Consider the following 24,836-nt stretch of genomic DNA (forward strand, 5'->3'; position numbering starts at 1 on the left):
GCAGATGAACGAAGGCCCGCGCCCGATCGAGGTCCTGCTCGTCGAGGACGATCCCGGCGACGTCCTGCTGACCGTCGAGGCGTTCGAGCACAACAAGGTCAACAACACCCTGCACGTCGTCAACGACGGCGAGCAGGCCATGGCGTTCCTGCACCGGGAGGGCGAGTACGCGGACGTCCCGCGTCCCGACCTGATCCTGCTCGACCTCAACCTGCCGCGCAAGGACGGCCGGGAGGTGCTCCAGGAGATCAAGCAGGACGAGAACCTGCGCCGCATCCCCGTCGTCGTGCTCACCACCTCGGAGGCGGACGAGGACATCCTGCGCAGCTACAACCTGCACGCCAACGCCTACGTCACCAAGCCGGTCGACTTCGACCAGTTCATCTCCGTCGTCCGCCGGATCGACGACTTCTTCGTGACGGTGGTCAAACTTCCGCACTGATCCCGCCGTCGCCGCGCGCCCTCCAGTCGACGCACACGATCACCGCGTCGTCGGCCGGTTCGGTCTCCTCGTGGTAGGCGACGAACTGCCGGATCATGGTGCGGACGGCCTCCGGCGGCTCCTGCATCCGGGTCGCCCGCAACGCCTGGGTCAGCGCGGATCTTCCGTAGGGCACCCCGGCGGGCGACAGGGCGGCGTGCACCCCGTCGCTCACGATGACCAGCCGGTCGCCGTGCTCGACCGTGAACTCCTCCGTCACGTACCGGGTGTCGCCGAACATCCCGAGCGGCATCTGCGCGTCGAACCCGATGCCGGTGGTCGCGCCGCCGCGCATCCGCAGGATCCTCGGCGAGCCCGCGTCGACCACCCGGACCCGTCCGGTGGCGAACTCGAAGTCCAGCAGCAGCGTCGCCACCTGCCGGTCGCCCCGGTGGCGCGCGAACAGCGTCTCGTCGGCGAGGGCGGCCTGTTCGGTGATGTCGGCGCCGGACCGCCGCGCGTTGCGCAGCGCGCTGATCGCGAGGTGGGTGAGGGCCGCGGCGTCCGTCCCGGTCCCCATCCCGTTGCTGACCGTCAGCGTGAGCCGCTCCCCGGACACGGCCCAGTCGAAGTTGTCGCCCCACACCGCGTACGCGGGTTCGAGCTGCCCGGCCAGGTGGAACTCGGCGGTGTCGCAGGACAGCGCGGGCAGCAGGTCCCACTGGATCTCGGCCGCCAGCGTCAGCCGGGTCCGCCGCCGGATGCGCCGGAACAGGTCCGTGCTCTGGTTGGCGATCTTCATGGCGCGGGCGAGGGTGCCGGCGAACTCCTCCAGCCACGGCGGCCCGCCGTCCGGGAGGCGGATGCTCAGCACGCCGAGACGCTCGCCCTGGACGGTCAGGGGGAGATGGACCGGACGGCCGCCGTCCTCCCCCGCGGGTTCCCGGAGGGTCTGCTGGGAGGCGAACGCCCGCCCGGGGGCGGTGTTGTCGACCGGGACGTCCTCGCGCCCCCGGACGGTCGGGACGAGGAAGGCCTGCCGGTAGTCGATGAGCCGGATCTCCACGTCGTCCCCGCCCGCGTGCCGGTCGATCAGCGCGTTCGCCACATCGATCAGCTCGTGCGAGGGAGCCGCCCAGATGGCCTGGGCGAGCACCTGGAAATCCTTCTCGGCCGGTTCGTCAAGCATCGGTTTCCTCGTCGGGTCGGAGCAGGCGTCGCCCACGCGGCCGGGTGGGCCGTGGCGCCCCGGATGCCGTGAGCGACAGGGTGTGTAACAGTGGAAGGCATGGTGGACACGCCGGGTGAGGAGGCCGTGGAGTCCGCGGCCGCGCTCGATGACGCCGCCTCCACCCTGATGAACGTCTGGGGACGTGCACACAATGCCCCCGATGTGCCTGTTCCGTCGACGCAGTTGCGCGCGCTGTTCGTGGTGGAGCGCGGGCCCGTCAACGTCAGCCGGCTGGCGGAGCAGCTGGGCGCGCTGGTGTCGTCGGCGAGCCGGCTGTGCGACCGGCTGGAGGCGTCCGGGCTGCTGACCCGCGACTCCGGCCGGGACCGCCGCGAGGTCACGGTGCGGCTCAGCGCGGACGGGCAGGCGCTGCTCGACCGGCTCCGGCTGCGACGGCGCGAGGAGCTGACCCGGGTCCTGGCCTCGATGCCGGCGCCCGCGCGGGCCGCGCTGCTGTGGGGGCTCAGCGAGTTCCATGAGGCGGCCTCCAAGCCCGACGCCGGCGGCGATTCCTTTTCCCTGCCCGCCTGAGCCGCCGCGAAAATCCGTTTTCGCCGGATAGGTCGGAAGCTGGAGCAAATTCCATAAAGTCTGGGAATGTCGCCATTCCTTCAAGCCAACTCCGTGTCCTTTTCGCAATTCTCGATACGGCCCCCTTCCCCGCCGCTAGCATCGCCGTTCATGGCGACCATTCATTCCCCGCGGCATTCCCGTCGTGCCGTCAGCACCGCGCTGGCATCGGCGGCCGCCGCCGCGCTGCTGCTCGGCGGCTGCGGCGGCTCGTCCGGCGGCACGGCCTCGGCGGGGGACGGTGCCGGCAAGGCGGGCGGCGGCAAGGCGGGCAGTGGCACGGCGGGCGGGGAGGCCGCCGCGTCCAAGGTCCCCGACGCCACCACGTTCACCACCGTCCAGGGCGCCCCGGAAGACCCGGCACCGGACGGCGCCACCGACGGCCTGGTCGTGCACCCGGCCAAGGCGGTGCCGGTGCTCGACCGTCCGGACGGGCGCCGCGTCGCCACCCTTCCCGCCGAACAGCTGGACGGCCCCACCTGGGTCCCCGTGGTCGAGACCTCGGGCGGCTGGCGGCGGGTGCTGCTGCCGAGCCGCCCCAACCGGGCGAGCGGCTGGATCTCCGGAGCCGGGCTCCGGACCGCCCGCACGCCCTACACCGTCCGCGTCGACCTCGCCGAGCGGCGGCTCACGCTGCTCAAGTCCGCACGGCAGGTCGGCCGGTGGAAGGTCGCGATCGGCGGCGCCGAGACCCCGACGCCGACCGGCCGGACGTTCGTCATGGCCACGCTCGTCCGGAAGAAGACGTCGCCGAGCTCGATCGTCCTGCCGCTCGGCGCCCACTCGGCGACCCTCGACACCTTCGGCGGCGGTCCCGGCACGGTCGCCCTGCACGGCTGGCCCGACGCCTCCGTGTTCGGCCAGGCCGTCACGCACGGCTGCGTCCGGGTGCCGCCCGACGCGCTGAAGGCCCTGTCGAAGGTCCCGCTCGGATCCCTGGTCTACATCAACGGCTGACCGGCACGCCCCAGATCAAAGAATCGGCCAGATCAAAGAATCGGAGAGACATCCCATGCGCCATCGCCATATCGCCAGACGGCTCACCACCACCGGCCTGCTCGCCACCGGTCTCATCGCGCCCGGCCTCGCCGCCGTCGGGACCCCGGCCGTGGCCGCCGCCCCGCACGGCGCCGAAGGCTCCGCCTACGGGCTGACCGCCTCCGGGCCGGTCGCCGTCCCGCCGGTGCCCGCCGTCTCGTCCACCACGGAGACGGTCCGCAAGAGCCTCGTGCGCGAGGACCGCACCAAGCTCGTCAAGGCGTCCGCGCTGGACGTCAGCGCGTCCTCCGCCCGTGCCCGCTCGTCCGTCACGGACCTCTCCGTCCCGGCCGCGAAGCTGCTGGCCGGCGCCGTCACCGCGAGGTGCGACGGCGGCCGCGGCTCGGCCCACCTGGCCCGCGCGGTCATCGCCGGCAAGCGCCTGGACGCCTCCCCGCCGCCCAACACCACCGTCCCGGTCGACGTCGAGGGCCTCGGACGCGCCTCGCTGGTCCTCAACAAGCAGCAGCGGATGTCCGACGGCCGGCTCGCCGTCACCGCGATGGAGCTCAACCTGCCGCTGCCCGGCAAGCCCGCGACCGTCCGGGCCGCGTCCGCCACCTGCGGCAAGGCCGGCGGCCCGTCCGAGCGTCCGTCCGACGCGCCGGCCCCGACCCCGGTCGAGCACGACCTTCCGGTCACCGGCTGACCCAGGCGCGGTGGCGGCCCGGCGGGACACTCCCCCGGGCCGTCGCCGTCAGCCCGCCAGCGACTTCTCGAAATGCACGATCGCACCGTCCCGGTGGACGCGATCGGCGATGTGCAACTCTTCCGTGAACGCCCGCATCAACTGAATCCCCCGACCGTGCTCGGCCAAGGGCGCGACATTCGCATTCCCCCACTCGTCTTCGGCGGCCACCGCGGCGCCGTCCACCGGCCCCCCGTCGATGACCTCCACGACGCACCTCACCCCGTCCATCCGCGCCCGGACTTCGTAGTCCTTCCCGTTCGCGGCATGCTGGATGACATTCGCGCACGCCTCCCCCAGAGCAAGCGCGATATCGGCACGAATCTCGCAGCCGACGCCGAGCCCGCGGAGAGAGGCATCGAGCGTGTGCCGCACCAGCGGAGCGCTCTCGGCGTTCCTCGGCAGGGTCATTTCAAGAACGACCTCCATGCCACTTGCCTCCGTTCCTCTAGCAGCCAGATTTCCCGCTGATCTTCAGGAGAAACTCAAGCCACCTGAAAAACGGGGACCACCGTCACGCCATATCCCCGGGCTTCCGTCCCGGCCGCGAGCCGCCACGCCGCCGCGACCTGCCCGTCCAGACCCGCTCTTGACCCTGGCCGGTGGACGGGCAGACTAGGGCGGTGGTCAAGTCATTGCGCCCCCAGAACTACAACGAGGTCCTGTACGTCGGGCACTTCTTCCGCAAGGGCGTGCCCGTCCTCATGGACCTGACCAACCTCCCGGACGCCGAGGCCAAACAGCTCGTCGACTTCGCCACCGGCCTCGTCTTCGGCCGCGGCGGCGCCCTCGACCGCGTCGACCGCAGGCTCTTCCTCCTCCAGCCGTCAACTTCTCGGCCCTGACGTTGAACCGAGCTTGCAGCTAGGTCCCGGCTGGTTGCCGGGTCGGCCTGCCGCATCCAGCACCCGCCCCCAGTCAGGGGTCGGATGCAGGGGCGGATGACTGCCGCCCCGCATCCCACGCAGCAGCAGCCCGGTGGGCGATGTTGCGGGAAGCGTTCCGGTCCGCGTGCGCAACGACGCCGCAGCCCCGGCAGATGAACAACGCCTGATCCACCCGGTTAAGGCGACTCACGTGACCGCAGTCGGCGCAGGTCTGCGAGGTGTAGGCCGGATCCACGAACACGACCGGGACTCCGGCGCGGCGGGCCTTGTAGCAGATGAACGATGCGAGCTGGGCGAAGGCCCACGAATGGAAGGCGGCCCGTTGGGGCTTGCGGTGCCGTACCCGGGAGCGGATGCCCGTCAACTCTTCTAGGGCGATCCCATATCCGGTGCGTTCAGCCTCGGCCACGATCCGTTTCGAAACACAGTGGTTGACGTCGGTGGCGCGCCGCCGCTCCTTACGGCGCCGCCGCTTCAGCACGCGCTTGGCGGCCTTGGTTCGCTTCTTCTGCAGTTGGCGGCGCAAGGCCGCCTGGCGGGCCCGGTGCCGGTTCAGCCCGCGCCCGGCCGCCCGGTACCCACCCGAGGTGGTCGCGATGTTCTCGATGCCCAGGTCCACCCCGACGAACCCGGAGGGCTCTTCGTTCAAAGGCTGTTCAGGGACTTCGACGGTGACCAGCAGCAGCCATCTGCTGTCCCGGTACAGCAGGTCCGACTCCCCATGCGGGTATCTTGTCAGTGCCATGCGCGCCTTGGTGGAGCAGGCGAAGGCGATGTCCTTGCACCGGCCCCGGGTGGTCCAGATCGACACCGTGCCCGCGTCCACCGCCATCGACAGGTTCCGCTGGTCGAACGGCTGTCCCGCATCTGGCCGGAACACGATCGGTTTGCCCTCGGCGCGGATGCGGCGTTTGGAACCGGTGCGGCCGAGGTTCCCGGCGCGGAGGTTGGCGCGCAGGGTGGTGTAGGCGTCAGCGACTTTCTTGATCACATGCTGGGCCGCCTGCGACCCGATCCCCGTCTCCCGCACCTGCCGGTAGGTGGCCCTGCGCAGGTCGTAGTTGCGCGTGGTTCCGGTGTCGAACGCGACCTGCGACACCCGGTTCGCGGCCGCGTTGCAGGCGTGCAGGGTCTCGGCCAGCGCGGCGGCCTGCGCGGCCGTCGGCAGCAACCTAACCTGCACGGCGAGTTTCACAGCGTGACCATACCAACACCCACCGACAACCCGCATTCCGCACGGTTCCTCCGCCGCCGAGGGAGGCCCCGACGGGGTGGTGCCTGGGATCTCTCGGGTCCAGGCTCTCCACGTCGTCCGCAGCCACGCGCCAGGACGTCGTGGTCGAGCAGGACAGCCCCCGCATCAGGGAACCGGCCTCGGGTTGTCCGCCGTCGATCAGAGCGCTCCGGTGTGGGGGTGCAGGGCCTCGGCGAGTCCCGCGGCCCCGGGAAGGTCGCTCAACGAGTTCTCCTCAGGTGCGTGGGCTGCAACCGCTGTCGCCGTATCCGGGGCTGCACTCCCCATCAGGATGAGTGCCGAGGACGGCGGCGGTCGCTCGCCCGGCGGGCGGGGCCCGGCGGGTGAGGGTCAGGGCATCGACCGGAGGATGCGGCGGGCGGTGGTCTGGATGTGCACCTCGTCGGGGCCGTCGTAGACGCGGGCCTCGCGGGCGTGGCGGTACATCCGCGACAGGGGCGTGTCGTCGGTGAGGCCCATGGCGCCGTGGACCTGGATGGCGCGGTCGACGACGTTGTGCAGCATGCGGGCGCCGACGACCTTGATGGCGCCGATCTCGATGCGGGCTTGGCTCCCCGCGTCGATCTGCTCGGCGGCCTGGAGGGTCAGCAGCCGGGACGCCTGGATCTCGGTGTAGGAGTCGAAGACGTGCTGCTGCATGAGCTGCTTGGCCGACAGCGGCTCGCCGAAGGCGACGCGGGTGCCGAGGCGGGCGCACATGAGCTCGAAGGCGCGCTGTGCCTGGCCGAGCCACCGCATGCAGTGGAAGATCCGTCCGGGGCCGAGGCGGTCCTGGGCGATGACGAAGCCGTGCCCGCGGGGGCCGAGCAGGTTGTCCGCCGGGACGCGCACGTCGTCGTAGGCGACCTCGTAGTGGCCGCCGTTGATGCCGAGGACGGGCGTGTCCCGGACGATGCGGTAGCCGGGCGTGTCCGTCGGCACGACGATCATGCTGAAGGCGCGGTGCGGGGCCGTGTCCTCGGGTTCGGTGCGGCACATGACCGTGGTGTAGGCGGCGTTGGCGGCGTTCGTCGTGAACCATTTGCGGCCGCTGATGACCCAGTGGTCGCCGTCCAGGACGGCCGTCGTCCGCAGCTGGGTCGGGTCGGAGCCGGCGACGTCGGGCTCGGTCATCGCGAAGCTCGGCGACACCTCGCCCGCGACCATCGGGGCCAGGTAGCGCTCACGCCAGCGGGGGCTCGCGTGCTTGTGCAGCATGAGCGAGTCCTGGAGGGTGAACGTGCCGAGGGCGATCTGGCCCCATTCGGAGCGGCCCTGCACCTCGTTGACGTAGACGTAGTCGAGGAAGGGGAGGCCCCCGCCGCCCAGTTCGGCGGGGTGCCCGAGCGCCCAGAGGCCCGCGTCCTTGGCCTCCTGCTGGAGTTGCCGGAGTCTCCCCACGTCGCCGCCGTTGAGCTCGGGCTCGGCCGGCTCCACGCGTTCGGTCATGAACTCGTGGACCGCGTCGCGGACGTCCCGGACCCGGTCCGGCACGGAGAACAGCATCGGCTTCACCCGCCGGTCAGGTCGGCGGAGATGTCGCGGTCGCCGTAGCCCTCGGGCGCGGCGACCTCGACGATCGGCTCGGGACGGTTGTCGAACTCCACCCGCAGCGCCCGTGACATCACCGCGTGCATGTCGTACATGCAGGTGATGTAGGTGAGCTGGAGGATCTCCTTGTCGGAGAGGTGCTCCTTGAGGACGTCGAAGATCCGGTCGGCGACCCGGCCGCCGTCCAGGACGAGCCCGTCGGTGTAGGCGAGGACGGCGCGTTCCAGCGGCGAGTAGCAGTCGGCCGTCTGCCAGTGCGGGATCGCCTCGATCTTCTCCTCGGGCATGCCGAGCGCCCGCATCTGCTTGCAGTGCTGCGAGAAGACGAACTGGCTGCCGCGCGCCCACCCGGCCCGGCACTGGCCCAGCTCGCGGAGGGCGGGGTCCAGTTCGGCGTTCCGGTACAGGGCGAAGCCGCGGACGGCATGCCGGAACACCTCCGGGGACTGCGCGAAGACCGTCCACCAGTCGCCGGGCGACCCGGTCGCGGTGCCGTGGTCGACGGCCGGGTCGCGGTCGGGGGCGAACAGGTGGTCGTAGAAGAAGAGAATGCGCTCGTCGGTCACCTCGGCGCGGGGGACTTCACGCAGTCGCGGCATGCTTCTCCTTGGAAAGGGTGCGGTCGGCTTCGGTCTTGGGCTCGTGGGAGACGTCGGACTCGTCGAACGTGCGCGTCCAGCACGCGAATTCGAGGAGGATCCCGTCCGGGTCCTGGAAGTAGAACGACCGGACGAACACGCCCTCGTCCATTTCGCGGGACACGCCGTACTCGCTGTCGTCGTGGTTCAGGATCGGGCTGACCTTGACGCCCTTGTCCCTCAGCCTGAGACGGTAGTCCTCGAACTTCTCGACCGGGACGTGGAACGCGACGTGGTTCATCGAGCCGACCGCGCTGAGCAGTTCGCCCTCTTCGGGGCGGCCCTTCGGCGCGGAGATGCCGGGGACGGGGTCGGGCGCGTCCGGGAACCAGAAGAACGCCACGCAGTCGCCGCCGCCGCAGTCGAAGAAGAAGTGCTGGCCCATGCCGCCCGGGAGATCCAGGGTCTTGATGAGCGGCATTCCGAGGACACCGGAGTAGAAGTCGATGGTCCGCTTCATGTCGGACGACACCAGCGCCAGGTGGTTGATGCCACCGAGTTCGAACTCGGTGTTTCCGGTGGTCATGGGACCTCCCTGTCGAGGGTGCGGGGGTCGCGGCCCCGCGCCTCCCCAGAAGTTGACTTGACTGTCATATCAACTTACTCGATTCTCGGATACTCTTCCTGCCAGCATCGGTTTGTCAACCCGGCGGAGGGGTCAGCGGTCATGGGCGGCGGGGACGATCCAGCAGGTCAGCAGGCACCGCTGACCGAGCGCGGCGCCCGGACCCGGGAACGCCTCATCGTCGCCGCGCGCGAAGTGTTCGAGGAACGCGGCTTCCCGGAGACCCGCGTCGCGCACATCACGCGGCACGCCAACGTGGCCTACGGCTCCTTCTACACGTACTTCCCGTCCAAGGAGGCGGTGTTCCTGGAGGTCGCCGACCGGCTCTTCGAGGACATGACGCACCACGACCTCGTCCCGGCCGCGGGCCCCTCCCCCAGCGCCCGCGTCCGCCGCGCCAACCGCGCCTACTACGAGGCGTACCGGCGCAACGCGAAGATGATGGCGATCATCGAGCAGGTCGCGACGTTCAACGAGGAGTTCCAGGAGATGCGCCGCAAGCACCGCGCGGCGGCCTGGAACCGCTCGGTGAAGGCGATCGAACGATGGCAGCGTGCCGGTATCGTCCCTTCCGACCTCGACGCTGAGATGACCTCCCGCGCGCTCGCCGCGATGGTCGACCACTCGCTGTACCTGTGGCTCGTCCAAGGCGACGACAACGCCGACACCGAACGCCTTCTGGACACCCTCGACGCCGTCACCGTCCGCGCCCTCGGCCTTCCGACCTGACCCCCGCCGCCCTGACCCACGCCGCCCTGAATCCGCCGCCCCGACCCTCGACAAGGAGACCCGTGGAACTCGCCGACCGTTTCATGGCCGCCGCCCAGCGCGCGGGCCGCGCATGAACGCCCTGGAGCAGGCCCTCGCCGCCCGCCTGGGCACGGCCGTGTCGAACCTGCATCGGCTGTCGGGCGGCGCCAGCCGCGAAACGTGGTCGTTCGAGGCGGACGGCCGCCCGCTGATCCTGCGCCGCGACCCGCCCGCGTTCCCCGACCCGGACGCGATGGCCCGCGAGGCCGCCCTGCTGGTGTCCGCCGCGTCCGCGGACGTGCCCGTCCCCCACGTGGTCGACCACGGCGACGACCTGGCCGGCTCGCCTTACCTGATCATGGAGCGGCTGTACGGCGAGACGATCCCCCGCCGCCTCCTGCGCGACGAACGGCTCGCCGGCGTCCGCCCCCGCCTCGCCCGCGAGCTGGGCGGCATCCTGGCCCGCCTGCACACGATGGCGCCCGTCCCCGGCCTTCCCGGCGACGACCCGCTCACCGCGATCACCGCCTACTACGAGGAGTTCGACGAACCCCGTCCCTCCGTCGAACTCGCCCTGCGCTGGCTGCACGAGCACCGCCCGCCCGCGTCCGGCCGCCGGACGGTCGTCCACGGCGACTTCCGCAACGGCAACCTGATGATCGACACGACCGGCGTGACCGGCGTCCTGGACTGGGAACTCGCCCACACCGGCGACCCGGCCGAAGACCTCGGCTGGCTCTGCGTGAAGGCCTGGCGCTTCGGCTCCCCCCACCCCGTCGGCGGCTTCGGCTCCCGCGAAGACCTCCTGGCCGGCTACGCCGAAGCAGGCGGAACCCCGCCCACCCCTGAAGAACTCCACTGGTGGGAGGTCTACGGCACCCTCCGCTGGGCGATCCTGTGCCGCCACCAGGCCGAGCGCTTCCTGAGCGGCTCTGACCTCTCCATCGAGTACGCCGTCCTGGGCCGGAAGGTCTGCGAACAGGAGCACGACCTCCTGCTGACCCTCGGCCTGACCGAACCGGCAACCGTCCAGGACCCGCTGAAGTCCGCGCGGAACACGGTGACACCGCCCCACGACCGACCTGACGCGTCCACGCTCATCGACGCGGTAGGCGCCTTCCTCATCGAGGCCGAGCAGCCCGACGACCGCCTCCGCTTCCACGCCCGCGTAGCCGCGTCGGCCCTCCGCATAGCCCGCCGGGAGCTCCTCCTAGGCGAAACCCACAAGGCCGCCCACCAGGCCCGCCTGCAGAACCTGGGCTGCGACTCCGACGCCGACCTGGCGAAGGCCATCCGCGAAGGCACCCTCGACGACCGGAAAGACGAGGTAGTGGCCGCGGTAAGGGCCTCGATAACCGAGAAGCTAACCGTGGCCAACCCGGCCCACCTCGCCACCGACTGGACCTAGGACTCCGACGTCGCGACTAGGAGCACGTCGTCCGGATGATCCTCAAGCACCCGAGCGTGGGTCAGTCGTCCGGCATGAGGATGGTGGTCAGGATGACCCGGGTGCGGTCCGGGGCGGCCTCTAGGTCGAGGTACGGCGCGAGTACGCGGGACAGTTCCCCGGCCAGTGCCGACAACTCGTCGCCGGTGAGGTTCAGGGCGGCCTGCCGGTAGGTCACCGCGTCGGCGGCCGGGTCGGCGTTCGCGCGTTCGAGGTAGCGCTCGAAGTCGACGCGCAGATGTTCGGTGAACATCCGGAACAGGTGGCGGTGCTGCTCGCGGTCCAGGGCGCCGGCCGCTTCCTCGCCGATGAACTCGTCCTCGTTCCTCAGCGCGTAGGTGCGTTCCACCGCGCCCCGGACCTTGCGTTCGTGGACGACGTGGACGAGTTCGGCCTGCACGAGCGTGGCGATCTGCCGGTAGAGCGTGGCGGGCGGGACGTCGGTGAGCAGGCCGCGTAGTTGCGCGGTGGTCAGCTCGCGGCCCTGGAGGACCTGCACGATCCGCCAGCGCACCGGGTGCAGCAGCAGGTCCGCGGCGGACGAATCGGTGGAAGCCATGGCATCATTCTCATTTATGATAATAGTATCGTTATCGATGTTGATACCAATCTACCTGGGAGAGCCGTGACGGGACCAGCCCGTGTCGCAGTACTGTTCGCCGCGCTCCTGGTCGGGCTCGTGGGCCTGCCGCCGGCCGCGTCCGCCGCCGGGGAACCGCTGCGCGGGCCCGACGTCCGCACCTTCATGGACGACCTGGTGTCGCGGCAGCTGGCCGACTTCCGCCTACCGGGCGCCGCCGTGTCGGTCGTGGCGGACGGCCGGCAGGTCCTCGCCAAGGGATACGGCCAGGCGGACGTCGAGGCCGAGCGGCCGGTCGAGGCGGACCGGACGAGGTTCCACATCGACTCGGTGTCCAAGCTGATCACCGCGACGGCCGTCATGCAGCTCGTCGAGCAGGGCAGGCTCGACCTGAACGCCGACGTCAACCGCTACCTGACCGAGTTCAAGATCAGGGATACCTATCCGGGCAAACCGGTCACGCTGGCCCATCTGCTGACCCACACCGCCGGGTTCGAAGACCCCCTGATCGGGAGCAGCACGACGAACCGGCCGGACCTCGGCGACCATCTCGCGGCCGCGGAGCCCGACCGCGTGCGGCCTCCCGGCACCGTCCACTCGTACTCCGACTACGGCTTCGAGTTGGCCGGCTACCTCGTGCAAATGCGGTCCGGGATGGCTTTCGAACGGTACGTCGAGAAGCACATCTTCAGCCCGCTGGGCATGTCCAGCACGAGTTTCGCCACGTCTCCCCCGGAGGCCGCCCGGATCAAGGAACGCTCCAACGGCTACACGGTCGAGGACGGCCGGATGACCGAAGCGGAGCGGGGCTTCGAGAACCGGGCTCCGAGCGTCGGGGTCGTCTCGACGGCCACCGACATGAGCAGGTTCATGCTCGCGCAACTGGGTGGCGGGGCCGTCGGCGACGTGCGGATCCTCAAGCGACCGACGGTCCAGTCGATGCAGCGGCGGCAGTTCGGGCAGGACCCCCGGTTTCCCGGTCTGACCTTTCCGTTCACCGAAGCGCGCGATGACGGCAGGCGGCTGCTCGGCCATTCCGGCGAAGGGTCGGGCAGCCACAGCATGCTGACACTCCTCCCCGAGCGCGGCATGGGCGTCTTCGTCACCTACAACGGCGACGGGATCGGCGAGAACCCCCTGTTCGGCGGGGCGTACTCGGCGCGGCTTGAACTTCGCGACGAGTTCCTCAAGCGGTTCGTACCGGCGGAGGCAACGGCGGCCCGGCAGGTCGACGAGCCGGACCTGCGGCAATACACCGGAACTTATCGCTGGACCAAGTTCAACGGCGATGATCCCGCGCTGCTGTTCGCCCTCCTTTCGGCCCCCGCCGACCTCCGGGTGAAGGCGGACGGCAAGGGCGGTCTGACGACGACGGGTTTCTCGACCGATCCCGATGGCGCCGGACAGGCCTGGTACCCGGTCGGGGACGGCCTGTTCCACGAGCGCGATGGTCGCCAGCAGTTGGCTTTCACGAAGAACGATGACGGAAACGGCTTCTCGGTCGCCACGTCCTACGGCTACTACGTTTTCGTCTTCGAGCGCACAGCCTGGTATGAATCGCCCGCCCTGCATTTGACGGTTGCCGGGACAGGCCTGCTGCTCCTGCTGACGATGCTGGCGTGGCCGGTCGCGGCGCTGATCCGCCGGATACGTCGCAGGACCGCGCGGTCCGACCGGGGGCCGCGCATGGCGCGTTCGAGTGCGGCCGTCACGGCATTCCTCATCGTCGGTTCCGTGGTCGCCGCGAGCGTGGCGGCGATGTCCGGTCGAACCGCCTCGGGTTTCTGGCTGGTCCTGCCGGTGCTCACCGTCGTGGGCGTGGCGGTCTCCATGACGTACGCGGCGCTCGCCTGGCGGCACCGGTGGTGGAACGGAACGGCCAGGGCGCACCTCACCGTCGTCACCCTCGGCATGATCGCGTTTCTCGGCGTCGCCCGCTACTACCACCTCTTCTTTCCGGCATGACCCTCGGCCGGCAGAGGTTGCGGTTTGCGCGGTTTGTGGCACCGAGGGAACCGTGGACGGGTTTGAAGCATCTATTCCCCCGACATCAGGTTCACCAGGGGGAGGGCACATGCTCCGTTCGGCTCCGGTTCTGTCCGCCATCGTGCTCGGCGGTGCACTGCTGGTCAGCGGGTGCCAGAGCAACTCGTACTCATGCAGTAACGGCGAGTGCCATGTGACCGTGTCCGGCGCGGGGCAGACGATCGAGATCAACGACTTGAACGTGACGGTCTCCCAGATCGGCGACGGCGGGATGACGGTTTCGGCGGGCGGGTCGGCGCCGACCGAGATCCCGGTGGGGCAGCGCGCACAGGTCGGGGGCGTCCAGATCGAGGTCACCTCCGTGAAGGGGCAAGAGGTCAAGTTCGACGTGAAGTGACGTCCCCGGGGGCGGGACGCCGGAGCGGGCGGGGGCCTCGCTCCCGCCGACGATCACCCTGACCAGGGGGGCGCGGCCTGTGAGGGGTTTGTGAGCGGGGGGCGGCAGCCTCCAGGGTATGAGTTACGCGTTTCAGGCCGATGGCCTGGTCAAACGATTCGGGAAGACGGCCGCGCTGGCGGGGGTGGAGCTGGCGGCGCGGCCGGGCACGGTCCTCGGCGTCCTCGGGCCCAACGGAGCCGGGAAGACGACCGCCGTACGGATACTCGCGACATTGCTGCGTCCCGACGCGGGCAGGGCCGAGGTCTGCGGGCTGGACGTCGTCCGGGACGCGGCGAAGGTGCGGGAGCTGATCGGGCTGACGGGGCAGTACGCGTCGGTCGACGAGGACCTCACCGCGACCGAGAACCTCGTCCTCATCGGGCGGCTGCTGGACCTGCGCAAGGCGGAGGCGCAGGCCCGAGCCGCCGAGCTGCTGGAGCGGTTCGAGCTGACCGACGACGCCGGACGCCGCGTCTCCACCTATTCGGGCGGGATGCGCCGCCGTCTCGACCTGGCCGCGAGCATGATCGGACGTCCGGCCGTGATCTACCTGGACGAGCCGACGACCGGCCTCGACCCGGGCAAGCGGGAGGAGGCGTGGCGGCTGATCCGCTCGATGACCGACGGCGGCGGCACGGTCCTCCTGACCACCCAGTACCTGGAGGAGGCCGACGCGCTCGCCGACGAGATCACCGTCATCGACCGGGGCGCGGTCATCGCGGACGGCACCCCCGCCGAGCTGAAGCGGATCGCGGGAGGCCAGACGATCACCGTGCGGCCGCGCGACCCGGGCCGGCTCGTCGAGGCCGCCGCGATCCTGAACGCGGTGTCGGGACGGGGCGCCGAGACCCTCCGCCGGGACGTGGTCAGCGTGCCGGTCAGCGGGGACACCGAGCGAGCGTTCGCCGAGGTCGTCCAGCGGCTGGAGGCCGCGGACATCGGCGCCACGGAGTTGTCGCTCCGGCTGCCCAGCCTCGACGAGGTCTTCTTCACCCTGACCGGCCACCGCACCGAAGAGGAGGCGGCGGCATGAGCACACCGAACCGGAGAGAGCGGGAGACCGCCGTCCGCAAGGAGGACGTATGAGTGACGTCGTTCTCGAATCCGGTGTGGCCGCGCGTGCCGGGGCCCCGTCGAAGCGTCCCTACCGGCTGGTCCGGCACAGTCTGCTGCTCGCGGGACGCAGCCTCACCAAGACCAGGCGCAGCCCCGGGCTGCTCAGCGACGCGCTGTTCATGCCGATCATCTTCCTGCTGCTGTTCGTGTATCTGTTCGGCGGAGCGGTGTCCGGGTCCACGCAGGACTACCTGCAGTACATCTTCCCGGGCGTGCTGGTGATGACGATGCTGCTCGTGGGGATGCTGTCCATCGGGCTCAGCATCAACACCGACATCAAGAAGGGCGTGTTCGACCGGTTCCGCAGCCTCCCGATCGGGCGGTCCGTGCCGCTGACCGGCATCGTGCTGGGCGATCTGATCCGGTATGTCCTTGCGGCGGCCGTGCTGTTCGCGACCGGTTACCTGATGGGTTTCCGCGTCCAGACCGATCCGCTCTCGGCGGTGGCGGCGGTCTTGCTGGCGACCGTGCTGGGCTTCTCTCTGGGCTGGCTCAACGTCCTCATCGGGGTCCTGATCAAGGAGGAGGCCATCGTGACGACGGTGGCGTTCCTCGGGATCTTCCCGCTGGCGTTCGGGACGAACATGGCCGTGCCGACGGACACGCTGCCGGGCTGGCTGCAGGCATGGGTCAAGATCAACCCGGTCAGCGAGGCCGTGGACGCCTCGCGCGGGCTGCTGATCGGCGGCCCGGTCGCCCATCCGGCGACGATGACGCTGCTGTGGTCGGCGGGGTTCCTCGTCGTGTTCGCCCCCCTGGCCGTGTACGCCTACCGGCGCCGCAGCTGATCTTCCAGCAGGGCGAGCGCGCCGGGAACGTCCAGCCGTCCGCCGCGGGCGTGGGCGGCGTCGTGGGCGCGCTCGCCCATCGCCCGGCGCAGCCGCCGGGTCACGGACGCGACGTCGGGGTTATGCGTGTCGGGCGCGCCACGCAGGACGGACGCGGCGCCGAGGATCTCCGCCGCGGCGTCCGGGTCCGCGGCGGCGCGCAGGCGGGCGACGGCGAAGCCCGTGGCGGCGGCGATCGGGATGTCCGGCGCGTCGACGGCAAGGGTGAGCGCCCGGCGCAGGTGCCGCCGCGCCGCGTCGGGATCGTCCCGGTCGATCGCCATCTGTCCCCGCGCCGCCTCCAGCAGCGAGCGGTACTGCGGGTAGGACGGCACCCGGTCCAGCTCGTGCTCGGCGGCGTCGTAGTGCCCCAGCGCCTCGCCCGCAAGGCCGCTGTGACGTGCGAGGTCCCCGAGCGCGAGCCGGACGGACACCAGGTAGCGGGCCGGGGTCCCCGCCCCCGGGGCGAGCATCGCCGACAGTTCGTCCCGCGCCCGCTTCACGTCTCCCGAGCGGGCGCGGGCGACGGCGAGCATGACCCGCTGCATGCCGGCGCCGTCGTCCTGTCCCAGCTCGCGCAGCAGCGCGATCGACTCGTCCAGCAGGGCGACGGCGTCGTCGAACCGCCCGAGGACGGTCTGGGTCTCGGCCGAGAAGGTGAGCGTGAGGGCGAGCCCCGCCCGCTCGCCCGACTCGCGGAACCCCGCCTGCGCGACGGCGAGGTCGTCGTGGGCCGAGTGCATCTCGCCCCGGTTTCCGTGGAGCATCGCGCGCATCAGATGCAACGCCGCACGCGTCCACGGGTCGGCTTCGGGCAGCCGCCGGTCGATCGCGGCCAGGCCGCCCGCGGTGTCGTCGACGAGCAGGGCGGCGGCGGGCTCGATCAGCGCGGCGAGCGGATGCGCCACGTCCGCGCGCCGCCTGCCGATCAACGGGTCATCGCGGGCGTCGCCGCCGGACAGGACGGTGTTGAACACATACCCGCCGAGCACGACCACCTCCGCGCCTTCGGGGACGGGCCCGAGCCGCGGCACGTTCAGCGCATCCCGCAACCGCCGCGCCGCCTCGGCATGGTCGCCCTGGATCATCCAGAACACCGCCAGAGCGGCACCGAGCCGGACGGCCGACCCGGCGTCGCCGCCGTCCATGGCGAACCGGAGCGCGGCGAGGAGGTTGTCGCGCTCCGCCGCGAGGACGTCGATCCATTCGAGCTGCTCGGCACGCCGCAGATGCGGCTCGGCCCGCTCGGCCAGTTCCAGGAAGCACGCCAGGTGCGCGGCCCGGACCCGGTCGATCTCCCCGGCCTCCGCCAGCCGCTCCCGCCCGTACTCCCGGATGGTCTCCAGCATGCGGAAACGCGGCTCGGCCCCTTCGACGACCTGGAGCAGCGACCGGTCGGCCAATGCGTCGAGGACGTCCAGGGCGTCCAGGGCGTCCGGGGCGTCCGGATGGCCGGCCACCCACGCGGCGCTTTCCGGCGTGACCGTGCCGGGGAAGACCGAGAGCCGCTCGGCGAACCGGCGTTCGTCGTCGTCCAGCAGGTTCCAGCTCCACGCGACGACCGCGCGCAGCGTCCGGTGCCGGGACAGGGCCGTGCGGTTCCCGCCGTTCAGCAGCCGGAACCTGTCGTCCAGGCGAGCCGCGAGCTGCTCCAGCGACATCGACCGCATCCGCGCCGCCGCCAGCTCGATCGCCAGCGGCAGCCCGTCCAGCCGGCGGCAGATCTCGCCGATCGTCTCGGCGCCGTCTCCGGTGACCGCGAACCCCGGCCGGACGGCACCCGCGCGCTCGGCGAACAGCCGCACCGCCGACGCGTCGCGCCTGCCGGGCTCCGCGTCGAGCGGCGGCACCGGGCACAGCGCCTCACCGTCGACGCCGAGACGTTCCCGGCTCGTCGCGAGGACGCGCAGGCCGGGGAAGGTGCCGAGCAGATCGTCCACGAGCCGCGCCGCCGCCGCGACGACGTGCTCGCAGTTGTCCAGGACGATCAGCGTCTCGTCGGCGGACAGCACCTCGACCAGGCGCTGGGCGCGAGGACTCGTCCCGTCCCGCAGCCCGAGCACGTCCGCGACCGCCCCTGGCACCCCGGCTGGGTCACCGACCGCGGCCAGCTCCACCAGCCAGACCCCGCCGGGGAACCGCCCCGACAGCTCCGCCCCGACCGTGGTCGCGAGCCGCGTCTTGCCCGCGCCGCCGGGCCCCGTCAAGGTCACGAGCCGCCCTTCCCAGAGCCGCCTCGCCACCCATTCGCGCTCGCCCTCGCGGCCGACGAAGCTGGTCGGCGGCACCCGCAGGTTCCCGCGCACCGGCTCCTGGGGGACGGCCCGCAGGACGGCCAGATAGGCGTCCTGCAACTCGCGCCCGGGATCGGCGCCGAGTTCCTCGGCCAGGAGGCCCCGGAACTTCTCGAACACGGCCAGCGCCTCGGCGGACCGTCCCGCCCGGTGCAGGGCCTCGACCAGCAGGACGCGGAGCCGCTCACGCAACGGATGCCGCGCCGCCAGCTCCTCCAGCTCCGCCACCAGGGGCCCCGGCTCGGACCCCACGGCAAGCTCGGCGGCCACCCGGTCCTCGGTCGCCGACACGCGCAGCGCCTCCAGCCGGACGGCCGCCGCGTCCGCGAACGGCACACCGGCCGCGTCCGCCAGCGCGTCACCGCGCCACAGCTCCAGGGCGTCCCGCAGCCGCGCGCCGGCGAGTTTCGCGTCCCCGTCCCGGAGCGCCCTGCCGCCTTCCCCCGCCAGCCGCTCGAACTCCGGGACGTCCACGTACTCCACGTCCAGGGCATAGCCGCCGGGCACCGACCGCAGCCGTCCCGCCGGCAGGCATCGACGCAACCGGGAGACGAGCGCCTGCAACGCATGCACGCGATCGCCGGGCCCACCGTCCGGCCACAGCGCGTCGACGAGGGCGTCGACGGTGACCGTCCGCCCGGCCTCCAGCGCCAGCCTGACCAGCAACGTCCGCAGCCGCGCCCCACCGACCGCGACGTCCGCCCCCCGGTCCGTCACGACCAACGGTCCAAGGACCTCAACCCGCATGGCTCCATACTGCCCGAGTGGGATCATCCCGGAGACGAGCGCCGATCGCGGCCTACAATTGCAGGCCCTCGTCATTCGAGGCACAGGAGGCTGAGGTGGCCGAAACGAAGCCCGCCGAGAAGACGGTGGCCGAGGTGATGGCCGAGCTGGCCGAACTCGACGACCCGAAGATACGCGCGGTGAACGAGAAGCACGGTGACGATCACGGTGTGAACCTCGGCAAGCTGCGCGCGCTCGCGAAGCGGCTGAAGACGCAGCAGGAACTCGCGTCCCGGCTCTGGGAGACCGGCGACACCGCGGCGCGGCTGCTGGCGCTCCTGATCTGCCGTCCGAAGGCGTTCGGGCGTGACGAGCTGGACGTCATGGTGCGCGAGGCGCGCACGCCCAAGGTGCACGACTGGCTCGTGAACTACGTGGTGAAGAAGAACCCGCACTCCGAAGAGCTGCGCCTGGCCTGGTTCGACGATCCGGATCCGGTGGTCGCGAGCGCCGGCTGGGCACTGACCACCGAACGCGTGACGAAGAAGCCCGAGGGCCTCGACCTCCCAGGACTGCTCGATGTGATCGAGGCCGAGATGAAGGACGCTCCGGACCGGCTGCAGTGGGCGATGAACGAGTGCCTGGGCGGTATCGGGATCGAGCACGCCGAGCACCGCGCCCGCGCGATCGACATCGGTGAACGCCTGGAGGTGCTCAAGGACTACCCGACTTCTCCGGGCTGCACGTCCCCGTTCGCGCCCCTCTGGATCACCGAGATCGTGCGCCGCCGGCACGACTGACGGACGGGCTCCCGCCCCGGCCGAGGTTCAGCGAGTAGGCCGGCCGGGAATGAGGGCAGGGTGCCGATCCGGTTCTTCAAGCAGACGATGACGATTCTCGCGTCCACGAGCGACACCAACGGCGTAATCGGCGCTGTCGAAGTGACAGGCCCGAAAGGCGCAATGCCACCGCTCCATGTGCACCACCGCGAGGATGAAGCGTTCTATGTCATCGAGGGCGAGTACAGCGTCTTCGTCGGGGACGACGTGATCACGGCGTCTCCGGGCACCTGGGTTTGGGGACCGCGAGACGTGCCGCACGGCTATCAGGTCCATTCGGAACGCGGCCGGCACCTCTGCCTCGTCATGCCGGCAGGGTTCGAGGCGTTCTTCGAGGAGGTCGCGGCGATCGCGACACCGGACGCCGATCCCCGGAACGAGCTGAGCAGGCTCGCCGCGGCCGCGGCCCGCTACGACGTCGAATTCCTCGGCCCCGCCCCCGCACCGGGCTGACGCCCCGGGCGCCGCCGAGCACATGATCGGTCACGCCGAAAGGCTGCCGGGCCCGGGAATGCGCAATAGCATGAGGCGATCCCCCGGGACAGCGGGCGGCTCCTTCGAGCAGAGGTGAGTGTATGTACCCGGTTCCTCAGGGCGGCGCCGAGCCTGTTCTGCTGCAAATCGGCGACATAGCCCTCACCAGCACGCACGTCATTCTTCCGTACGGGCAATTTCCGCTGCAGGGCACCATGTGGACCGTTCAGGATTCCACCCAGATCACCGAAGGAATCTCGACCACGGGCATCGTGCTGGCCGTCGTCTTCGTCTGGTTCTGCTTTTTGGGCCTGCTTTTTCTCCTGATGAAGGATCGCCGTTACGTGGGTTTCGTTTCCGTCTCCGTGACCGGCCCCGGCTTCCACCACGACGCCCGCTTCCCTCCAGGCCCCCAGTCGAGCGCATGGGCCGCGCACGCGGTGGCACAAGCCCGAGCCATCACCGCCGCAGCCCCGCCCTTCGCGTAGCGAAGCGGTTCCTCCAGCCCGCTACCGGCGGCCGGTGGCCAGACCGGTCAGGAATCGAGAAGCGCCGGTTCACCGGCCGCCCTAGCGTGGCAGAACATGGGAGCAGACCGAAGGAGGCGACCATGTCACTGCAGGTGAGTGCCATCATGCTCGGCGTCCAGGACGTCGACAGGGCCAGGAAGTTCTACGTCGAAGGCCTGGGCTGCGAGCCCGACCAGGACTACCCCGGTTTCGTCAGGTGCCGCCTGGGCGACGGCTCCTCGATGCTGGCGCTCTACGAACGGGAGGCGGCGGCACAGGACGCCGGCGTCTCCCCGGAGGGGTCCGGGTTCCGCGGCGTCTCGTTCCACTTCATCACCGACTCCAGGGACGAAGTCGACGAGGTCATGCGCGCCGCCGAGGCCGCCGGCGGCACCGTCGTCAAGGCGGCGGCCGCCGCTGAGTGGAGCGGGTACTTCGGCTACTTCAGCGACCCGGACGGCCACCTCTGGAAGGTCACCACCGCCGGTTGACCTCAAGTTAGGTTCAGAAATTAGCGTGGTGCCTGTCCGGTGAAGGAGACCCGTCACGAAAGGCACTGACGCATGACACGGCTCAACCTGGGACCCATCGGCGTGACCCTGGACGTGCGCTCGGACGGCGGCCACCTCGACGACGCGGCCATGCTGGAGAAACTCGGCTACTCGGCGATCTGGATCGCCGGTGGCCAGCTGAAGACCCTGGACCCGCTGCGGGAGGTCATCCGGGCGACCGAGACGATCCCGGTCGGCAGCGCGATCATCCCCGCGCGGGTGCACGGGCCCGAGGCCGTGGTCGAGTTGCGCCGCGACGTCGAGGCCACCGATCCGGGACGGCTGATCACCGGCCTGGGCGGTGTGCAGGGCGAGCGGCCGCTGCGCACCATGAACGACTATCTCGACGCCCTGGACGCCGCCGACCCGCCGGTCCCGGCCGATGCCCGCATCCTGTCGGCGCTGGGCCCGCGGATGATGGAACTGTCCCGCGACCGCGCGTCCGGTGCGATCGCGCTGCTGGTGACCCCGGAGTTCACCGCGCGGGCCCGGCAGGCGCTGGGCGACGAGGTGTCCCTCGCCGTGATGGAGTACGTCGTCCTCGAAAGCGATCCGAGGCGGGCCAGGGACGCCGTCCGCGAGCCCATCGGGTTCCTGTCGCAGGTCGGCGGCTATCCGCAGAACCTCCGCCGGATGGGCTTCTCCGAGGAGGACATCGCGGAGACGAGCGACCACCTGCTCGACAACGTGGTCGCGTGGGGCGACGTCGACGCCGTCGCCGCCCGCCTGAAGCGCCACCTCGACGCGGGCGCCGACCAGGTCGTGCTCACCGTGCAGCCGGCGACCCCGGACGCCGACCCCCGCGAGCAGTTGCGCACCCTGGCCGGCGCCCTGATCGGCTGAGCCGTCTGCCTGCTCACCTACGAGCGGGAGACGATGGCCGCCACCGGCCAACCGGACTGACGGGCCCGTGGCCGGTCAGGCTTCCTCGGGATCGCGGCCGACGGCGTGGCGGCCGCCGTCCACGGGAAGGACGGCACCGTTGACGAAGGACGCCTCGGGCGAGAGCAGGTAGGCGACGGCGGCGGCCACCTCGTCCGGGCGCCCGACCCTGCCGACCGGGTGCAGCAGCCGCATCTCGTTCTCGATGCGCGCGGCCTCGCCGGGAGCCTGGCGTCCGAGGAAGTGCTCGTAGCGTTCCGTGGTGATCGAGCCGAGCGCGACGGCGTTGGCCCGGATGCCGTGCGGGCCGTAGTCGACGGCCAGGGCGCGGGTGAGACCCTCGGTCGCCGCCTTCGCCGTCGCGTACGGCAGGGAACCGCGCACCGGACGCTGCGCCTGGTGAGACGAGACGTTGACGATGGCGCCGCCCGTCCCGGCATCCAGGAAACGGCGGACGGCGGTCACGCAGCCGACCACGGCGGGGTCGAAGTTCAGCGCGATCAGGTTCAGGAGTTCGTCCGCGGACGGGTTTTCCGTGTCGCGGAAGACGGCGGCGTTGTTGACCCAGCCGGCGAGCGTTCCCGCCTCCTGCGCCAGGTCGGCGGCCCGGTCCGCGACGCTCTGGTCCGCGGCACTGCCAACGACCGGGATCATGTCCAGACGGTCGCGCGTCCACTCGACCGCCGCCGGGTCGAGTTCGATCACGACGACCTTGCCTCCGCCGTCCAGCAGGCGTTCGGCGATGGCTCGGCCGACTCCCCGTCCACCGCCGGTCACGACATAGGACCGGTTCATGGCTTCCCTCTCAGCGTTCGATCGGTGCCGGGCCAGGATGCGTCACTGCGTCCAGGGGCGGAGCTTTTCGGGGTTGCGTACTGCCCAGATGTGCTTGACGCGGTCGCCTTCGACGTCGAACGCCACCACCACGACGGTGACGCCGTCCAGCTGGGCCACCAGTCCGGGCTGGCCGTTGACGGTGCGTTCCAGGACCGTCAGGCCGGGTGCCTTGCCAGCGACATCGATGAAGACCTGCGCGACGCGCTCGCCGCCTTCGATCGGGTGGAGTTCGGCGGAGACGATGCCGCCGCCGTCGGCGATCACCGTGGCGTCGGGGTCGAGCAGGGCGATGAGGGCGTTGATGTCCTTGGCCTCCCACGCCTCCTTGAAGTCCCTGACGATGCCGGCCTGCCCGGCCGCCGGGGTCACGGGCGCCTGGGCCGCGCGGATGCGGCGGCGCGCGGACGTGGCCAGCTGGCGGCAGGCCGCCGGGCTGCGGCCGACGGTCTCGGCCACTTCGGCGAACGGGTAGCGGAACACATCGTGGAGGACGAACGCGACCCGCTCGGCCGGGGTCATCGATTCGAGGACGACGAGGAACGCCATGCTGACCGACTCGTCGAGCGTGACGCGGTCGGCCGGGTCGGTCTCCAGCCGCCCGTCGCCCCACTCCGCGGGCTCGGGCAGCGGCTCCGGGATCCATTCCCCGACGTAGCGCTCCCGCCGGGCCCGCGCCGAGCCGAGTATGTCGAAGCAGATGCGGCCGGCGACCCTCGACAGCCAGGCGCCGGGTGAGCGGATCGCCTCCTGCTGCTCCCGGGACATGGCGTACCAGCGGGCGTACGTCTCCTGCACCACGTCCTCGGCCTCGGCCAGCGAGCCCAGAAGCCGGTACGCGAGGTTGATCAGCCGGCGCCGCTCGCTCATGATCGCGCTCAGGCTCGGGTCGGAGGGGCGGCCCGGGGCCGGTCCTGGCTCTGGTCGGCTGGTCATCGTGTCGGCTCCCTCGGTCGCGGCTGCCCTCACCGGTTCGACGGAACACGCCGCCGAACCGTGAGGTCGCCGCGCCTCACATTCCGGAGGGGTCGGTCGTCGAACTGCCGTCACCTACAACCCTGCACGCAGTTGCGACCTGTGGAGAACCGATGAACATCGCCCTTTGGATCATCGCGGGGCTGCTGGCCGTGATCTTCCTCGCCAGTGGCATCATGAAACTGGCCCAGTCCAAGGAGAAGCTGACCGCCTCCGGCATGGGGGCTCTCGAAGGCTTCGGCGACGGCACCATCAAGGCCGTCGGCGTCCTTGAGATCCTGGCCGCGTCGGGCCTCGTCCTGCCCGCCGCGCTCGACATCGCCCCGGTCCTGGTGCCGCTGGCCGCCGTCGGCGTGGTGTCGCTGATGCTCTGCGCGGCCATCACGCATGCCCGCCGCCGCGAGTTCCCGGCGGTCGTGGCGACCATGACCTTCCTGACCTTGGCCGCCCTCACGGCCTGGGGCCGCTTCGGCCCCGAGTCCTTCACCGGCTGATCCGTCACCGGCTCATCAGTCACCGGCTGATCCGTCCCGAACCCGGCCCGGTAGACTCCGGGGTGCGGATGGTTCATCCGGGCCTGTGAGGGTTCGGGTGTCGCAAGAGGGAACCCGGTGCGAGTCCGGGACTGCCCCGCAGCGGTGAGTGGGAACGAACGCCGTCATCACGCACTGGGCCGAGCGGCCTGGGAAGCGACGGCCAGTAGGACGCCTCGAGGGACGAGGCGGCGCCCGCGAGTCCGAAGACCTGCCTCCGCCCGCGCACCGGCCGGTGCGCGGTGGGTCTG

The 24,836-nt window shown here is 70.9% G+C and carries 27 protein-coding genes and 1 riboswitch; of the genes, 17 read left to right on the top strand and 10 right to left on the bottom strand.

Annotated elements, in window-relative coordinates; translation table 11 throughout:
• Window positions 1-4: 4 nt before the first annotated feature.
• Entirely contained in the window at window positions 5-442 is a 438-nt protein-coding gene (locus E1285_RS06600; protein WP_132149127.1) for a response regulator, read from the top strand.
• Here E1285_RS06600 and E1285_RS06605 read toward each other — a convergent pair.
• Window positions 426-1,610, bottom strand: coding sequence for a PP2C family protein-serine/threonine phosphatase (locus tag E1285_RS06605; RefSeq protein WP_132149129.1), 1,185 nt, complete (start codon window positions 1,608-1,610; stop codon window positions 426-428). The two genes, E1285_RS06600 and E1285_RS06605, sit on opposite strands and share 17 nt — an antisense overlap.
• Before the next feature lie 99 nt (window positions 1,611-1,709).
• Between E1285_RS06605 and E1285_RS06610 the strand changes: the two genes are divergently transcribed.
• The 3 genes from E1285_RS06610 (at window position 1,710) to E1285_RS45375 (ending at window position 3,909) form a co-directional block, all read left to right on the top strand.
• Window positions 1,710-2,183, top strand: a complete 474-nt coding sequence (locus E1285_RS06610) for a MarR family transcriptional regulator (protein ID WP_132149131.1) — start codon at window positions 1,710-1,712, stop codon at window positions 2,181-2,183.
• A gap of 150 nt (window positions 2,184-2,333) precedes the next feature.
• Complete coding sequence (locus tag E1285_RS06615; protein ID WP_132149133.1) at window positions 2,334-3,179, top strand: L,D-transpeptidase; 846 nt, start codon at window positions 2,334-2,336, stop codon at window positions 3,177-3,179.
• A gap of 55 nt (window positions 3,180-3,234) precedes the next feature.
• On the top strand, window positions 3,235-3,909 hold the full coding sequence (locus tag E1285_RS45375) for a choice-of-anchor P family protein (RefSeq protein ID WP_165966485.1): 675 nt from the start codon (window positions 3,235-3,237) through the stop codon (window positions 3,907-3,909).
• A 48-nt stretch (window positions 3,910-3,957) separates the two neighbouring features.
• Here E1285_RS45375 and E1285_RS06625 read toward each other — a convergent pair whose 3' ends face one another.
• Complete coding sequence (locus tag E1285_RS06625) at window positions 3,958-4,377, bottom strand: ATP-binding protein (RefSeq protein ID WP_132149138.1); 420 nt, start codon at window positions 4,375-4,377, stop codon at window positions 3,958-3,960.
• A gap of 194 nt (window positions 4,378-4,571) precedes the next feature.
• Between E1285_RS06625 and E1285_RS06630 the strand changes: the two genes are divergently transcribed.
• Window positions 4,572-4,793 carry a cell division protein SepF gene (locus E1285_RS06630; RefSeq protein WP_165966486.1) on the top strand — a complete coding sequence of 74 codons (222 nt, stop codon included), beginning with the start codon at window positions 4,572-4,574 and terminating at the stop codon, window positions 4,791-4,793.
• A 73-nt stretch (window positions 4,794-4,866) separates the two neighbouring features.
• Here the strand turns inward: E1285_RS06630 and E1285_RS06635 are convergent, their stop codons facing one another.
• The 4 genes from E1285_RS06635 to E1285_RS06650 all read right to left on the bottom strand — a co-directional run bounded on the left by E1285_RS06635 (window position 4,867) and on the right by E1285_RS06650 (window position 8,784).
• A complete protein-coding gene (locus E1285_RS06635; protein ID WP_165966487.1) occupies window positions 4,867-6,030 on the bottom strand; it encodes an RNA-guided endonuclease TnpB family protein in 1,164 nt (387 codons plus the stop codon).
• Between the two features lie 390 nt (window positions 6,031-6,420).
• A complete protein-coding gene (locus E1285_RS06640; RefSeq protein ID WP_132149144.1) occupies window positions 6,421-7,575 on the bottom strand; it encodes an acyl-CoA dehydrogenase family protein in 1,155 nt (384 codons plus the stop codon).
• A gap of 5 nt (window positions 7,576-7,580) precedes the next feature.
• Window positions 7,581-8,219, bottom strand: coding sequence for a carboxymuconolactone decarboxylase family protein (locus E1285_RS06645; protein WP_132149146.1), 639 nt, complete (start codon window positions 8,217-8,219; stop codon window positions 7,581-7,583).
• Window positions 8,203-8,784 carry a VOC family protein gene (locus E1285_RS06650; protein WP_132149148.1) on the bottom strand — a complete coding sequence of 194 codons (582 nt, stop codon included), beginning with the start codon at window positions 8,782-8,784 and terminating at the stop codon, window positions 8,203-8,205. Before E1285_RS06650 ends, E1285_RS06645 begins: the two co-directional genes overlap by 17 nt.
• Before the next feature lie 141 nt (window positions 8,785-8,925).
• On the opposite strand from E1285_RS06650, the gene E1285_RS06655 reads away from it, so the two are divergent.
• Together E1285_RS06655 and E1285_RS06660 are read left to right on the top strand one after the other, a co-directional pair.
• The gene (locus E1285_RS06655; protein ID WP_132149150.1) at window positions 8,926-9,552 is read left to right on the top strand and encodes a TetR/AcrR family transcriptional regulator; all 627 of its coding nucleotides are present in this window, start codon (window positions 8,926-8,928) and stop codon (window positions 9,550-9,552) included.
• Between the two features lie 112 nt (window positions 9,553-9,664).
• Window positions 9,665-10,981: a phosphotransferase family protein gene (locus E1285_RS06660; RefSeq protein ID WP_132149152.1), complete on the top strand. Its 1,317-nt coding sequence runs from the start codon at window positions 9,665-9,667 to the stop codon at window positions 10,979-10,981.
• A gap of 61 nt (window positions 10,982-11,042) precedes the next feature.
• Here the strand turns inward: E1285_RS06660 and E1285_RS06665 are convergent, their stop codons facing one another.
• Window positions 11,043-11,579, bottom strand: a complete 537-nt coding sequence (locus E1285_RS06665; protein WP_132149154.1) for a helix-turn-helix domain-containing protein — start codon at window positions 11,577-11,579, stop codon at window positions 11,043-11,045.
• A 66-nt stretch (window positions 11,580-11,645) separates the two neighbouring features.
• On the opposite strand from E1285_RS06665, the gene E1285_RS06670 reads away from it, so the two are divergent.
• From E1285_RS06670 to E1285_RS06685, 4 genes are all read left to right on the top strand, one after another.
• Window positions 11,646-13,565, top strand: coding sequence for a serine hydrolase domain-containing protein (locus E1285_RS06670; RefSeq protein ID WP_132149156.1), 1,920 nt, complete (start codon window positions 11,646-11,648; stop codon window positions 13,563-13,565).
• 109 nt (window positions 13,566-13,674) lie between these two features.
• Entirely contained in the window at window positions 13,675-13,983 is a 309-nt protein-coding gene (locus E1285_RS06675) for a hypothetical protein (RefSeq protein ID WP_132149158.1), read from the top strand.
• Between the two features lie 118 nt (window positions 13,984-14,101).
• Window positions 14,102-15,058 (top strand): ATP-binding cassette domain-containing protein, encoded by a 957-nt coding sequence (locus E1285_RS06680; protein WP_132149160.1) that lies wholly within the window; start codon window positions 14,102-14,104, stop codon window positions 15,056-15,058.
• Between the two features lie 49 nt (window positions 15,059-15,107).
• Window positions 15,108-15,929, top strand: a complete 822-nt coding sequence (locus tag E1285_RS06685) for an ABC transporter permease (protein WP_132149162.1) — start codon at window positions 15,108-15,110, stop codon at window positions 15,927-15,929.
• Here E1285_RS06685 and E1285_RS06690 read toward each other — a convergent pair.
• Complete coding sequence (locus tag E1285_RS06690; protein WP_165966488.1) at window positions 15,911-18,979, bottom strand: AfsR/SARP family transcriptional regulator; 3,069 nt, start codon at window positions 18,977-18,979, stop codon at window positions 15,911-15,913. The two genes, E1285_RS06685 and E1285_RS06690, sit on opposite strands and share 19 nt — an antisense overlap.
• 167 nt (window positions 18,980-19,146) lie before the next feature.
• Here E1285_RS06690 and E1285_RS06695 point away from each other — a divergent pair, with 167 nt between their 5' ends.
• The 5 genes from E1285_RS06695 (at window position 19,147) to E1285_RS06715 (ending at window position 22,204) form a co-directional block, all read left to right on the top strand.
• On the top strand, window positions 19,147-19,788 hold the full coding sequence (locus tag E1285_RS06695) for a DNA alkylation repair protein (RefSeq protein ID WP_207946448.1): 642 nt from the start codon (window positions 19,147-19,149) through the stop codon (window positions 19,786-19,788).
• A gap of 60 nt (window positions 19,789-19,848) precedes the next feature.
• Entirely contained in the window at window positions 19,849-20,280 is a 432-nt protein-coding gene (locus E1285_RS06700; protein ID WP_132149168.1) for a quercetin 2,3-dioxygenase, read from the top strand.
• A gap of 122 nt (window positions 20,281-20,402) precedes the next feature.
• Entirely contained in the window at window positions 20,403-20,789 is a 387-nt protein-coding gene (locus tag E1285_RS06705) for a hypothetical protein (protein WP_207946447.1), read from the top strand.
• Window positions 20,790-20,911: 122 nt separating this feature from the next.
• Window positions 20,912-21,301, top strand: coding sequence for a VOC family protein (locus E1285_RS06710; RefSeq protein ID WP_132149170.1), 390 nt, complete (start codon window positions 20,912-20,914; stop codon window positions 21,299-21,301).
• Window positions 21,302-21,373: 72 nt separating this feature from the next.
• Window positions 21,374-22,204, top strand: coding sequence for a TIGR03620 family F420-dependent LLM class oxidoreductase (locus E1285_RS06715; RefSeq protein WP_132149172.1), 831 nt, complete (start codon window positions 21,374-21,376; stop codon window positions 22,202-22,204).
• Window positions 22,205-22,279: 75 nt separating this feature from the next.
• On the opposite strand, the gene E1285_RS06720 is transcribed toward E1285_RS06715, so the two are convergent.
• Both E1285_RS06720 and sigJ read right to left on the bottom strand, forming a co-directional pair.
• Window positions 22,280-23,038, bottom strand: coding sequence for an SDR family oxidoreductase (locus E1285_RS06720; RefSeq protein ID WP_132149174.1), 759 nt, complete (start codon window positions 23,036-23,038; stop codon window positions 22,280-22,282).
• 42 nt (window positions 23,039-23,080) lie between these two features.
• Window positions 23,081-24,013, bottom strand: coding sequence for an RNA polymerase sigma factor SigJ (gene sigJ, locus E1285_RS06725; RefSeq protein WP_132149176.1), 933 nt, complete (start codon window positions 24,011-24,013; stop codon window positions 23,081-23,083).
• A 152-nt stretch (window positions 24,014-24,165) separates the two neighbouring features.
• Here sigJ and E1285_RS06730 point away from each other — a divergent pair, with 152 nt between their 5' ends.
• Window positions 24,166-24,546, top strand: coding sequence for a DoxX family protein (locus tag E1285_RS06730; RefSeq protein WP_132149178.1), 381 nt, complete (start codon window positions 24,166-24,168; stop codon window positions 24,544-24,546).
• 72 nt (window positions 24,547-24,618) lie between these two features.
• A riboswitch (cobalamin riboswitch) is annotated at window positions 24,619-24,819 on the top strand.
• Window positions 24,820-24,836: the final 17 nt, after the last annotated feature.

Source organism: Actinomadura sp. 7K507, assembly GCF_004348425.1.
GTDB lineage: Bacteria > Actinomycetota > Actinomycetes > Streptosporangiales > Streptosporangiaceae > Spirillospora.

What these genes read in the sequence shown, in the direction of transcription:
- E1285_RS06645 (WP_132149146.1), bottom strand. Translation starts at nt 8,219, where the DNA reads ATGCCGCGACTGCGTGAAGTCCCCCGCGCCGAGGTGACCGACGAGCGC.
- E1285_RS06730 (WP_132149178.1), top strand. Translation starts at nt 24,166, where the DNA reads ATGAACATCGCCCTTTGGATCATCGCGGGGCTGCTGGCCGTGATCTTC.
- E1285_RS06680 (WP_132149160.1), top strand. Translation starts at nt 14,102, where the DNA reads ATGAGTTACGCGTTTCAGGCCGATGGCCTGGTCAAACGATTCGGGAAG.
- sigJ (WP_132149176.1), bottom strand. Translation starts at nt 24,013, where the DNA reads ATGACCAGCCGACCAGAGCCAGGACCGGCCCCGGGCCGCCCCTCCGAC.
- E1285_RS06720 (WP_132149174.1), bottom strand. Translation starts at nt 23,038, where the DNA reads ATGAACCGGTCCTATGTCGTGACCGGCGGTGGACGGGGAGTCGGCCGA.
- E1285_RS06650 (WP_132149148.1), bottom strand. Translation starts at nt 8,784, where the DNA reads ATGACCACCGGAAACACCGAGTTCGAACTCGGTGGCATCAACCACCTG.
- E1285_RS06695 (WP_207946448.1), top strand. Translation starts at nt 19,147, where the DNA reads ATGGCCGAGCTGGCCGAACTCGACGACCCGAAGATACGCGCGGTGAAC.
- E1285_RS06655 (WP_132149150.1), top strand. Translation starts at nt 8,926, where the DNA reads ATGGGCGGCGGGGACGATCCAGCAGGTCAGCAGGCACCGCTGACCGAG.
- E1285_RS06685 (WP_132149162.1), top strand. Translation starts at nt 15,108, where the DNA reads ATGAGTGACGTCGTTCTCGAATCCGGTGTGGCCGCGCGTGCCGGGGCC.
- E1285_RS06705 (WP_207946447.1), top strand. Translation starts at nt 20,403, where the DNA reads ATGTACCCGGTTCCTCAGGGCGGCGCCGAGCCTGTTCTGCTGCAAATC.
- E1285_RS06640 (WP_132149144.1), bottom strand. Translation starts at nt 7,575, where the DNA reads ATGCTGTTCTCCGTGCCGGACCGGGTCCGGGACGTCCGCGACGCGGTC.
- E1285_RS06715 (WP_132149172.1), top strand. Translation starts at nt 21,374, where the DNA reads ATGACACGGCTCAACCTGGGACCCATCGGCGTGACCCTGGACGTGCGC.
- E1285_RS06660 (WP_132149152.1), top strand. Translation starts at nt 9,665, where the DNA reads ATGAACGCCCTGGAGCAGGCCCTCGCCGCCCGCCTGGGCACGGCCGTG.
- E1285_RS06625 (WP_132149138.1), bottom strand. Translation starts at nt 4,377, where the DNA reads ATGGAGGTCGTTCTTGAAATGACCCTGCCGAGGAACGCCGAGAGCGCT.
- E1285_RS06610 (WP_132149131.1), top strand. Translation starts at nt 1,710, where the DNA reads ATGGTGGACACGCCGGGTGAGGAGGCCGTGGAGTCCGCGGCCGCGCTC.
- E1285_RS06600 (WP_132149127.1), top strand. Translation starts at nt 5, where the DNA reads ATGAACGAAGGCCCGCGCCCGATCGAGGTCCTGCTCGTCGAGGACGAT.
- E1285_RS06605 (WP_132149129.1), bottom strand. Translation starts at nt 1,610, where the DNA reads ATGCTTGACGAACCGGCCGAGAAGGATTTCCAGGTGCTCGCCCAGGCC.
- E1285_RS45375 (WP_165966485.1), top strand. Translation starts at nt 3,235, where the DNA reads ATGCGCCATCGCCATATCGCCAGACGGCTCACCACCACCGGCCTGCTC.
- E1285_RS06665 (WP_132149154.1), bottom strand. Translation starts at nt 11,579, where the DNA reads ATGGCTTCCACCGATTCGTCCGCCGCGGACCTGCTGCTGCACCCGGTG.
- E1285_RS06675 (WP_132149158.1), top strand. Translation starts at nt 13,675, where the DNA reads ATGCTCCGTTCGGCTCCGGTTCTGTCCGCCATCGTGCTCGGCGGTGCA.
- E1285_RS06615 (WP_132149133.1), top strand. Translation starts at nt 2,334, where the DNA reads ATGGCGACCATTCATTCCCCGCGGCATTCCCGTCGTGCCGTCAGCACC.
- E1285_RS06710 (WP_132149170.1), top strand. Translation starts at nt 20,912, where the DNA reads ATGTCACTGCAGGTGAGTGCCATCATGCTCGGCGTCCAGGACGTCGAC.